The 10,964-nt window shown below is 71.8% G+C and carries 10 protein-coding genes; 4 read left to right on the forward strand and 6 right to left on the reverse strand.

Features of this window, described 5'->3' with window-relative positions; genetic code table 11:
- Nucleotides 1–107 precede the first annotated feature (107 nt).
- The 4 genes from ACWEGE_RS46620 to ACWEGE_RS46635 are packed head-to-tail and all read right to left on the reverse strand — an operon-like array spanning nucleotide 108 to nucleotide 2,822.
- A complete protein-coding gene (locus tag ACWEGE_RS46620) occupies nucleotides 108–593 on the reverse strand; it encodes a hypothetical protein (protein ID WP_449666951.1) in 486 nt (161 codons plus the stop codon).
- A 9-nt stretch (nucleotides 594–602) separates the two neighbouring features.
- Nucleotides 603–1,208 (reverse strand): TetR/AcrR family transcriptional regulator, encoded by a 606-nt coding sequence (locus tag ACWEGE_RS46625; protein ID WP_449666952.1) that lies wholly within the window; start codon nucleotides 1,206–1,208, stop codon nucleotides 603–605.
- A complete protein-coding gene (locus ACWEGE_RS46630) occupies nucleotides 1,198–1,881 on the reverse strand; it encodes an MOSC domain-containing protein (protein WP_449666953.1) in 684 nt (227 codons plus the stop codon). Before ACWEGE_RS46630 ends, ACWEGE_RS46625 begins: the two co-directional genes overlap by 11 nt.
- Before the next feature lie 26 nt (nucleotides 1,882–1,907).
- Nucleotides 1,908–2,822 carry a LysR family transcriptional regulator gene (locus ACWEGE_RS46635; RefSeq protein ID WP_449666954.1) on the reverse strand — a complete coding sequence of 305 codons (915 nt, stop codon included), beginning with the start codon at nucleotides 2,820–2,822 and terminating at the stop codon, nucleotides 1,908–1,910.
- A gap of 104 nt (nucleotides 2,823–2,926) precedes the next feature.
- On the opposite strand from ACWEGE_RS46635, the gene ACWEGE_RS46640 reads away from it, so the two are divergent.
- Nucleotides 2,927–4,297 carry a M20 family metallopeptidase gene (locus ACWEGE_RS46640; RefSeq protein ID WP_449666955.1) on the forward strand — a complete coding sequence of 457 codons (1,371 nt, stop codon included), beginning with the start codon at nucleotides 2,927–2,929 and terminating at the stop codon, nucleotides 4,295–4,297.
- Nucleotides 4,294–5,550, forward strand: coding sequence for an MFS transporter (locus tag ACWEGE_RS46645; RefSeq protein ID WP_449666956.1), 1,257 nt, complete (start codon nucleotides 4,294–4,296; stop codon nucleotides 5,548–5,550). The genes ACWEGE_RS46640 and ACWEGE_RS46645 overlap by 4 nt, the downstream gene beginning before the upstream one ends.
- Nucleotides 5,551–5,556: 6 nt before the next feature.
- On the opposite strand, the gene adh is transcribed toward ACWEGE_RS46645, so the two are convergent.
- Nucleotides 5,557–7,080 carry an aldehyde dehydrogenase gene (adh, locus tag ACWEGE_RS46650; protein ID WP_449666957.1) on the reverse strand — a complete coding sequence of 508 codons (1,524 nt, stop codon included), beginning with the start codon at nucleotides 7,078–7,080 and terminating at the stop codon, nucleotides 5,557–5,559.
- A 104-nt stretch (nucleotides 7,081–7,184) separates the two neighbouring features.
- On the opposite strand from adh, the gene ACWEGE_RS46655 reads away from it, so the two are divergent.
- Complete coding sequence (locus ACWEGE_RS46655) at nucleotides 7,185–8,657, forward strand: GAF domain-containing protein (protein WP_449666958.1); 1,473 nt, start codon at nucleotides 7,185–7,187, stop codon at nucleotides 8,655–8,657.
- 4 nt (nucleotides 8,658–8,661) lie between these two features.
- Here the strand turns inward: ACWEGE_RS46655 and ACWEGE_RS46660 are convergent, their stop codons facing one another.
- Complete coding sequence (locus ACWEGE_RS46660; RefSeq protein WP_449666959.1) at nucleotides 8,662–9,639, reverse strand: NAD(P)H-dependent oxidoreductase; 978 nt, start codon at nucleotides 9,637–9,639, stop codon at nucleotides 8,662–8,664.
- 99 nt (nucleotides 9,640–9,738) lie between these two features.
- On the opposite strand from ACWEGE_RS46660, the gene sigJ reads away from it, so the two are divergent.
- Nucleotides 9,739–10,650: an RNA polymerase sigma factor SigJ gene (sigJ, locus tag ACWEGE_RS46665; protein ID WP_449666960.1), complete on the forward strand. Its 912-nt coding sequence runs from the start codon at nucleotides 9,739–9,741 to the stop codon at nucleotides 10,648–10,650.
- The last annotated feature ends 314 nt before the right edge of the window (nucleotides 10,651–10,964 follow it).

The raw sequence follows: 10,964 nt of genomic DNA on the forward strand, positions 1-10,964 counted from the left end.
TTCGCGGTAGCGCTCGTCGAACTCACCCGGCATCGGCCGCACGGCCTGCTCCTCGATCACGTAGCCGATGACAAGGCGGGTTCCAACCCGCCTTACCACTCACGACCTCAGCCCAGGGTTTTGCTGAGGAAGTAGGCGGTTTCGCGGTCGGGCCCCGGGCGCACGACCACGTCGAACGACGACCACCGGTCCGGCGTCCGGAAGCCGGCGTAGAAGACCTGCTCGACGTGGGGATCGAACTGCCAGCCCAGCTCCTGCATCGTCCGCGAATCGAACGGGGACTTGACGGAGTCGGCGTCTTTCGGCCAACTGAGCCGCGGAGCAGCCGGATCGACGTTGTACTGCTTCAGATAAGCATCCACACAGGACTTCTCCGCGGTGAACGTGAAGGCCAGCCGGTCGGTCAGCCGCGGCTGCAGGTCGAAGCGCAGGTCGTCGACCGGGCACGGGGGCGGCGAAATCCGGTACCGTGCCGTCGCTTCCTCCCAGCTCACCCCGTTTTCGCTGCCCGGGTAGGCCCGCGGGTCGGGTTCCTTGCCGCACCCGGCCAGCACCAGCACAGCCGCCACCACGGCGACGATCGGCAATCGCACACTTCCCCCTCACGCCCGCGCGACGGCGTCCAGCCGCGCGCGAATCACCCTCCTCGCCAAGATATAGAAATCCGCGGCGCCGTGGAGGACGGCGTCGGCGTTGGCCGCGCGGCCCAGCGCGTGGAGTTCGAACGCCAGCACCTCGGCGTCCGCGTCGACCTGGCCGAGCTCGACCGCCTCCGCCGCGGTTTCCCGGAGGAAGGCGGCGAACGAGCCGCTCGCCGCCGCCACCGCGTCGTGCACCCGGCCCGGGCGCGCGTCGAACTCCGCGCCGGCGTGGAAGAAGAAGCACCCGCCGGGGAAGACCCGCCGTTCGGAGTAGTCCAGCCACCTCTCGCACACCGCGTGCAGCCGCGGCAGCCCCGGCCCGGCCGCGAGCGACGGCGTCACCACGTGCGCGCGGAAGATCTCCCAGGCCGCCTCGATCGTCGCGAGCTGCAGCTCCTCCTTGGAGCCGAACAGCGCGAACACCCCGCTCTTGCTCAGTTCCAGCTCGGTGGCCAGCCGGCCGAGGGACAGCCCGTCCAGGCCCTCGACCGAGGCGACGTCGACGGCCCGGCGCAGCACCAGGCGCCGGGTCGCGTCGCCGCGGGCGATCCGGCCGTCACCCGGCACGCCGCGCCCGCCAGCGGTCCACAGTGGACTGGACGCCGCCGCGGTAGGACGCCGAGAGCGCGGGGGTGGCCAGCACCCGGTCGGCGAGGTCCAGCGCCGCCGCCACCTTGTCCTCCGGCAGCTGCCCGTAGTTGGCGAAGGAGACGAGGTACACCTCGGTGATCGTCGGGCCGTCCGCGCGCTCGACGAGCTCGACCGCACCGGACGTCGGTACCGTGCCGGGCCGCAGGACGCGCAGGTACCAGCCGCAGCGCCCGCTGTCGATCATCAGCGGGGTCACGTCCTTGCGGCCGGTCTTCATGGCCAGCTTGAAGCACGGCTGCCGCGGCTGCGAGACCTGGACCAGCGCGTCGCCCCAGGCCCAGACGTCCCCGATCCGGACGTCGTCCTCGGTGGCACCGGACAGCGAGATGTTCTCGCCGAAGCCGCCCGGCTCGGCGTCGAGGCCCTCGGCCGCCCAGGCCGGGTAGTGCTCGGTCGGGTAGACGTAAACCGCTTTGTCGACCCCGCCGTGCACGGTGAGGTCGGCCTGGCGGTCGCCGTCGAGGTTCAGCTCGGTCAGGTTCAGCTCCGGCGCCGTGACCCGCGCCTTCGTGATCGCGCTCAGCACCGGCCGCTCGCGCCGGTACCCCAGGACGCTCGGCTCCCCCACAAACACACCGTCGACGTTCATGGGCCGAAGATAGCACGACCGTTCGTTTACTTTTCCGGTTCCGCGGGCCGGACCAGCGAAACCAGGATGGCGGTGAACCGGGTCACCGAGAGCGACAGCGTCCGCCCCGCCATCGTCTGGACCTGCGCTTCCCGTTGCCGGAACGCGCGGTTGTCGAGGTGGACGTAGGCCACGCCTTCCGCCTCGGCGTCCTGGTGGACGTCCCCGAGCCCGCCGACCAGCGCGACTCCGCCGCCGGCGCGGACGAACTCGTAGAGCGGTGCGAGCTCGTCGCACTCCAGGACCCGCCGGACGGCGAGGTTTTCGATCCGGGCGGCGATGTCGAACAGCTCGCGCAGGCTCTGCCCGGCGGTCGGCAACGCGACCGGGTACGCGCACAGCTCGGCCAGGCTCATCCGGGCCCGGCCGGCCAGCTCGTGCCCGACCGGCACGATCGCGTACACCGGCACCACCACGGCGCTTTCCACGCGCACGCCGTGCAGCGGCCCGGTCGTGTAGGTGACGGCGACGTCCGCCTCGCCGTCGAGCACGCGCCGGGTCGCTTCGTCGCGCCGGACGACGTCGACGTGGAACGCCACTTCGGGGTGGTCGCGCCGGAACTCCGCGATCGCGCGCGGCACCACCCGGCGGGCGAAGCCCTCCGAACACGCCACCGTGATCGAGCGGGCCTGCAGCCCGCGCCCGGTGCGCAGCTCGTCCAGCAGCGCCGCCGACTCCGCCTCGCTGCGGCGGACGTGGTCGAGCAGCCGGTTGCCGGCGTCGGTCGGGATCATGCCGCGCGGGTGCCGGACGAACAGCGGCACGCCGATCGCGGCTTCGAGCTTGGCGATCTGGCGGCTGATCGCCGACGGCGCGACCGTCAGCGCGGCAGCGGCTTCGGACACCGAGCCGGTGCGGGCGACCTCGAGGAAGTAGGTCAGCCCAGTGGGCAGCAGGCGCATCGGTCCTCCCGGTTTGCCTTCATGAGAACGCACGGCCGTCGAAACGGCAATGGTCCCCCGGCCCGGCGCGCCTTACGCTTTCCCGACACGACCCGGGAGGCCCCGTGATCCCTGCCGATCTGATCGCGAAAGCACAGGCCCAAGTCGACTCCGGCGCGTTCTTCGCCGAACTCGCCAAGCTCGTGAAGTACCCGACGGTGAGCGACGCGCCCGAAGGCCGCGTTGCCGTCCAGGCATACCTCGACGACGTCCTGACCCCCATGCTCGAGTCGCTCGGCTGCGCTGTGGAGACGTACCCCAACCCGGACCCGGCGGGCGGCCCGTTCCTGCTCGGCACCCGCACGGAGGCGCCCGGGCTGCCGACGCTGCTCTGCTACGGCCACGCCGACGTCGTCGGGGAGGCCGGGCCGTGGGGTGCAGGCCGGGACCCGTGGACGCTGACCGCGGATGGCGACCGCTGGTACGGCCGCGGCACCGCCGACAACAAGGGCCAGCACCTGGTCAACCTCACGGCGTTGCGGCTGCTGCTGGCCGAGCGCGGAAAGCTCGGCTTCAACCTGAAGTTCCTGTTCGAGACCGGCGAGGAGATCGGCTCGCCGGGCCTGACGGAGTTCGCCGAAACGCACCGGGAACTCCTGGGCGCCGACGTCCTCATCGCCTCCGACGGCCCGCGTCTCGACGCCGCGACACCGACGCTGTTCCTCGGCGCGCGGGGCAGCGTCCGGATCGCGCTCGACGTCGACCTGCGCCCGGACGCCTACCACTCCGGGAACTGGGGCGGGATCCTGCGCAACCCGGCGACCACCCTGGCCGCGGCGATCGCGAGCCTGGTCGACGGCCACGGCCGCATCCAGGTTCCCGGACTGCTGCCGCCCGGGCTGCCGGACACCGTCCGCGCGGCGCTCGCGGACGTCGTCGTCGCGAACACCCCGGGCGACCCGGTGCCGGACGAGGACTGGGGCGACCCGCGGCTGACCCCGGCCGAACGGCTCTACGGCTGGAACACCCTCGAAGTCCTCTCCCTCGGCGCGGGCGACGTCGACCGCCCGGTCAACGCGATCCCCGGCCGGGCCCGTGCGGTGCTGCAGCTGCGGTACGTCGTGGGCACCGACGTCGAAGGCGTGGCGGAGGCGATCACGAAACACCTCGCCGCGCAGGACCTCCCGATGGTTTCGGTGACCGTCGAGGGCGGCTTCCGGGCCAGCCGCACGCCGGTCGACGACCCGTGGGTGCGCTGGGCAGTGTCTACTTTGGACGAGGTGGCCGGGAAGCCCGTCGCGCTCCTGCCCGGCTTCGGCGGCGGCCTGCCCAACCACGTCTTCACCGACGTCCTCGGCCTGCCGACGCTGTGGCTCCCGCATTCGTACCCCGGCTGCCTGCAGCACGCGCCCGACGAGCACCTGCTCGCTTCCCTCGCCCGCGAAGGGGTCGTGCTGGCCACGGCCCTGTTCCACGCCCTCGGGGAGCGCCGATGACCGAGACGCAGACCCGGCCCCGCGTCACGAACCGGCGCGCGATCGCCGCGGCGACCATCGGCAACGCGCTCGAGTGGTTCGACCTCATCGCCTACACGGCGATGGCGGCCTACATCGGCAAGTCGTTCTTCCCCGGTGGCAACGCCGCTGTCCAGCTGGTGCAGGCCTACGCCGTTTTCGGGATCACGTTCCTGATCCGCCCGCTCGGCGGCCTCGTGCTCGGCGCGTACGCCGACCGGCACGGGCGCAAGAAGGCCCTCGTCCTGACCATCCGGCTGATGGTCCTCGGCACGCTGCTGCTGGTGCTCCTGCCCGGCTACGCGCAGATCGGGATCCTGGCGCCGCTCGGCGTGATCGTCGCGCGGCTGGTCCAGGGATTCGCCGCGGGCGGCGAGTTCGGCGCCGCGACGTCCTTCCTGATCGAGCAGGACGAGCGGCGCAAGGGTTTCCTCGGCAGCTTCCAGTTCGCGAGCCAGGGCCTCTCGGTGCTGCTGTCGGCCGGGTTCGCGGCCGGGCTGACCGCGGTGCTGACCGATGACGCGATGACGTCGTGGGGCTGGCGGGTCCCGTTCGCCTTCGGGCTGCTGATCGGCCCGATCGGCTGGTACCTCCGCCGGCACGTCGACGAATCACCCGCCACGCCGGCGGAGAAGGCGCCGATCCGGGAACTGTTCCGCCACCACTGGGGCGGCCTGCTCATCGCCGGCGGCGCGCTGGTCGTGTCGACGTCGCTGAACTTCATCCTGCAGTCGCTGCCGGCGTTCGCGATCAAGAGCCTCGGGATCAACCCCTCGCTTTCCTTCGTGGCACTGTTGATCACCGGGGTCGTGCTGACCCTCGGCACCCCGGTGGCCGGCCTGCTCGCCGACCGCCACGGCCGGCTCCGGCTCATGGTCGGCTCCGCCGTGCTGATCGGTGCGAGCGCGGTCCCGCTGTACGTCTGGGTGACGAAGGCGCCGTCGTTCCTGACCCTCACGATCGCGATGACGATCCTGGGACTGCTGAAGGCGGCGTACTTCGGCGCCCTGCCGTCGGTGATGGCCGACGCGTTCCCGGCGCACACCCGGGCGACCGGGCTCTCGTTCGGCTACAACGCGACGGTCGGCATCTTCGGCGGGTTCACCCCGACGATCGCGGCGGCGCTGATCGCCACGACCGGGTCGCCGGTCTCGCCGGGGTACTACCTCGTGCTGACGGCCTGCCTGAGCCTCACCGCCCTGTTCGCCGCCCGCCGGTTCCGGGGGATCGGCTGAGGACTGTCAGAAGAACCCGAGCGCCTGGTCGGAGTAGGAGACGAGCAGGTTCTTCGTCTGCTGGTAGTGGTCCAGCATCATCTTGTGCGTCTCGCGGCCGATGCCCGAGGCCTTGTACCCGCCGAAGGCCGCGTGCGCCGGGTACGCGTGGTAGTTGTTCACCCAGACCCGGCCGGCCTGGATGTCGCGGCCGGCGCGGTAGGCGACGTTGCCGTCCCGCGACCACACGCCGGCGCCGAGGCCGTACAGCGTGTCGTTGGCGATCTTCAGCGCGTCGGCGTAGTCGTCGAACTTCGTCACCGACACCACCGGGCCGAAGATCTCCTCCTGGAAGATCCGCATCTTGTTGTCGCCCGCGAACACCGTCGGCTCGACGTAGTAGCCGCCCGAGAGCTCGCCGCCGAGGTCCGACCGCGTGCCGCCGGTGAGGATCTCGGCGCCCTCCTGCTTGCCGATGTCGATGTAGGAGAGGATCTTCTCGAGCTGGTCGTTCGACGCCTGCGCGCCGATCATCGTCTCGGTGTCGAGGGGGTGGCCCTGCTTGATCTTCCGCACCCGCGAAACGGCGTCGGCGAGGAAGCGGTCGTGGATGCCGGACTGGATCAGCACGCGTGACGGGCACGTGCAGACTTCGCCCTGGTTCAGCGCGAAGAGCGCGAAGCCCTCCAGCGCCTTGTCGTAGAAGGAATCGTTGGCCGCGGCGACGTCGTCGAAGAAGATGTTCGGGCTCTTGCCACCGAGCTCGACCGTCACCGGGATGATGTTTTCGCTGGCGTACTGCAGGATCAGCCGCCCGGTGGTGGTCTCGCCGGTGAACGCGATCTTGCGCACGCGGTTGCTCGACGCGAGCGGCTTGCCCGCCTCGATGCCGAAGCCGTTGACGATGTTGACCACGCCCGGCGGGAGCAGGTCGCCGATGATCGACATCAGCACGTGGATCGACGCCGGTGTCTGCTCGGCCGGCTTGAGCACCACGGCGTTGCCCGCGGCCAGCGCCGGGGCGAGCTTCCAGACCGCCATCAGGATCGGGAAGTTCCACGGGATGATCTGCCCGACCACGCCGAGCGGCTCGTGGAAGTGGTAGGCGACGGTGTGCTCGTCGATCTGCGAGATGCCGCCCTCCTGGGCGCGCAGGGCGCCGGCGAAGTAGCGGAAGTGGTCGATGGCCAGCGGGATGTCCGCGGCCAGCGTCTCGCGGACCGGCTTGCCGTTCTCCCACGACTCGGCGACCGCGATCGCTTCGAGGTGCTGTTCCATCCGGTCGGCGATCTTCAGCAGGGTGTTCGCGCGTTCCTCGATCGACGTCCGGCCCCACGCCGGCGCTGCGCCGTGCGCGGCGTCGAGCGCCTTCTCGACGTCTTCGGCGGTGCCGCGGGCGACCTCGCAGAACGTCTTCCCGGTGACGGGCGTCGGGTTCTCGAAGTACCGGCCGCCGGCCGGCGGCACGTACTCGCCGCCGATGTAGTGGTCGTAGCGCGGCTCGAAGCTGACGACGCTGCCTTCGGTGTTCGGTGCGGCGTACTGGACCATCTTCCCTGCCTCGTTGCTCGGAGTGATCGGGTGCGGCGAAGGTAGGTCCGGCAACGTTGCACGCGCGTTGCACCGCGACGTGCCCGGTATCTACGCTGGCAGACGTGGCAGAGTCGCCGGAACCCGAGCTGCTGCGCGACCCGGAGTCGTACGCGCGGCTCCTGCGGCACGTCCGCGAGGCGGTGCTGGCCGGCGTGCCGGGCCCGCGGTCGCCACGCTCCGTGGTCTCCGACTCGTGGAGCCGCTCATTGGCCGCCCGCGTCGACCCGGACGACGGCGAAGCGCCGTTCGTCCACGACTCCGCCGCACTGGCCGCGCTGCGCGAGGCCCACCCGCTGGCCCCCGTGCTCCCGGTGCTGCGGCAGATGCTGGTGAGCATCGCCGACGACGCCGAGCACCTGATGATCGTCACCGACGCCGACGGCCTGATCCTCTGGCGCGAGGGCGCGGCGGGCCAGCTCCTGCGCGGCGACCGGGTCGGCCTCACCGAGGGCACGCGGTGGAGCGAGGCGGCGATCGGCACGAACGCCATGGGCACGGCGCTGGTCACCGGCGAGCCGGTGCAGATCTACTCGGCCGAGCACCTGGTCCGGCGCTACCACACGTGGACGTGCGCGGCGGCGCCGGTGCGCGACCCCGAGACCGGCGTGCTGCTGGGCTCGATCGACGTCAGCGGGCCGCTGCGCACGGTGCACCCGGCGATGCTTTCCCTGGTCACGGCCACCGCGCAGCTCGCGGAAGGCCAGCTGCGCGCCCAGCTGGCCGTCCGCGATGAGCGGCTGCGGCGGGTCAACATGCCGCACCTGGAGGCCCTGCGCGGCCGCCCCGGCGCGCTGCTTTCGGCGGCCGGGCGGGTGCTCGCGGCCGAGTCCTGCACCCTTCCGTCCACAGTGGACGTCCGGCGCGGCGGCGGGACGATCGCCCTGCCCGACGGCCGCCTCGCCACGGTGGAACCGCTGCCCGAGGGCTACCTGCTCCGCCTGTCGTCCCCGGCGGGCGCCCACCGGGCCCGGCTGCGCCTGGAGTACCTGCCCGACGGCGCCCACACGACCACTGTGGACGGTCGAGAAGTGCCGTTGACGCTGCGGCACGCGGAGATCCTGACCCTGCTGGCCCTGCACCCGAACGGCCTCTCGGCCGAACGGCTGGCCCTGCAGCTCTACGGCGAGACGGGCAACCCGGTGACGGTCCGCGCGGAGATCCACCGGCTGCGCTCCCAGCTCGGCGCGTCGGTGGTGCAGACGCGCCCGTACCGCCTGGCCGCCGACGTCGACGCCGACTTCCTCCGCGCCCGCTCGGCCGTCCGGTCCGGCGCCCCGGCCGAGGCACTGCGGGTCTTCCGCGGGCCGCTGCTGCCGGAGTCGGAAGCGCCGGCGATCCGCGAGGAGCGGGAGACGCTGACCGCGCAGGTGCGTCAGGTGGCGCTGAACAGCGGCGACCCGGCGGTGCTGTGGTCGTTCTGGGAAACCGCCTGCGGCGCCGACGACTTCGCCGTGCTCGACGCGCTGCTGCGGACGCTCCCGGCGACCGACCCGCGGCGGGCCGCCGTGGCCGCCCACCGCGCGCGGCTCGACTGAGCTCTCACGGCTCGAGGTCGGTCATACCCCGGCCGGTCACGAAGTCGAACGGCACGGACGCCTGGTCGTGCACGATCATCCAGCCGTCGCCGAGGTGCCGGAAGACGAAGGTGGCCCGGACCCACATGCCGGACACGTCTTCGCCGGTCGGCAGCGTGCCGCTGACCCGGCCGAAGCCGTGCCCCACGGCCAGGCCGGCGCTCACCGTGACGGTCAGGTCGCGCAGCTCGTAGTCCACCTTTTCGAAGAGGGTGAACACCTTCGCCCAGTTCTTCAGCTTCGCGTCGACCCCCACGTGCTGCAGCGGTGGTTCGACGTCGAAGGAGACGACGTCCGGCGCGTAGATCCTGCGCAGCGCTTCCAGGTCCTTGGCCCGCAACGCTTCGATGACCGCATCGAGCCGGCCGCGGACCGCGGCTTCCGCGTCCCCGCCCCGCAGCGGCGCCAGCGCGGTGCTCCAGGCGACGACGTGGCCGAGCAGGGTGTCCAGCGCGGCGAGCTGGTGCTCGCCGGGCGCGAAGACGGTGCGGAGGTCGAATTCGGTCGCCAGGGGCAGCGTCACCTGCGGGGCCACATCGGCCAGCTGGAGCGCCCCGCAGACCAGGCGCAGCTGCTCGACCGACCGGGCACCGCCGACGCCGCCGTAGGAGACGAACCCGGCCGCCTTGGTGTTCCACTCGACGTGGACGTGGTCGAGGGCGTTCTTGAGCACGCCGGGCATCGAGTGGTTGTACTCCGGCGTGACGAACACGAACCCGTCACACGACGCGATGACGGCGGCGAAGGCCTGGGTCCGCTCGTCCTCGTACCGCCCCGAGAAGCCCGGCGCCTCTTCGAGGTGGGGCAGCGGGTGGTCGCGCAGGTCGATCACGGCGAACTCGGCGTCACCGCGGCGGGCGGCCCGCTCGTGGACCCACCGGGCCACCTGGTCCCCCACCCGGCCCCGGCGGGTGCTGCCGAGCACGATCCCGATCTTGATCATCGTTTCTCCCCTGTTCGGTTGGTTGCGACCGGTACGACGAAGCGGGCCACCGGAATGTCAGGTCCTGACGTTCGGGCAGGCTGTGTCGTCGGAGGAGTCATGACAACGCCATCGGAAATCGTCGTCGCCGAACGACGGCACCTGGTCAACCTCGCCTACCGGCTGCTCGGCTCGCTGACCGAAGCCGAGGACGCCGTCCAGGAGACCTACGCCCGCTGGTACGCCCTGACCCCGGAACAGCAGGCGGCGATCTCCTCGCCCGGCGCCTGGCTGACCACGGTGGCCGGCCGGATCTGCCTGGACGTCCTCGGCTCGGCGCGGGTGCGGCGCGAGCGGTACGTCGGCGAGTGGCTGCCCGAGCCGCTGCCCGACCAGCCCGACCCGGCCGACCGGATCACCCTGGACGAGTCGGTAAGCATGGCGTTCTTGGTGGCGCTCGAAGCGATGACCCCGGCCCAGCGCGTGGCCCTCGTGCTGCACGACGTCTTCGGGTACTCGTTCGCCGAGGTCGCCGAAATCACCGGCCGGACGCCGGCGGCGTGCCGGGAACTGGCCTCCGCGGCCCGCCGCCGCGTCCGCGCCTCGGCCCGCCCCGCGGCCCCGGCGGCCCGGCAGGCCGGCCTGGTCCGGGACTTCAAGGAGGCCTGGGCGGCCGGGGACATCGGCACCCTGATCGGGTTGCTCGACCCCGAGGCGACGCTGACCGCCGACGGCGGCGGCCGCGTCCGCGCCGCGATCGCCCCGATCGAAGGCGGCGAACTCGTCGCCCGGTACGTGGCCGAGCTGGCCTCTTTCGGCGAGCTGACGATCGAGGAGCGGACCGTCAACGGCCTGCCGGGCCTGGTGCTGCGCCGCGGGGACGAGCTCGCCGCTGTCTACGCGTTCGCCGTCGCGAACGACCGGATCACGCACATCTGGGCCATCCGGAACCCCGACAAGCTGGGCCCCTGGCTCGGATCCGGTCCGCCTGAAGCCGCCGGCGACGGGTGCGGCCAGACGAGTAATGCGTGACTCGGTTGGTGGTCGGGCGAAGCCCAGAAATCACGGAGCTGGGTGGTCATCCCGTCGCCTGAGGCCGTCAAATCACTTTGAGCCGGGCCCGCAACCCACAGACCAACGCAAGATGACAGCGCACGCTTGCGGGCCCGGCTCAAAGTGATAGGCCTCAATCAGGCGACGGGATGACCACCCAGCGGCCCACCTCCAGAAGCCGAGCAGACAGCGGTAGCCGTGGTCATCCCAGAGCCTGCCCGTCCGGCCAATGCCGCTAAGTTAGGGGTGTCCAGGCGGGGCTGGGCTGTGACACGCGCTGCGCGTATCCGTTG

This window comes from Amycolatopsis sp. NPDC004747 (assembly GCF_053601335.1).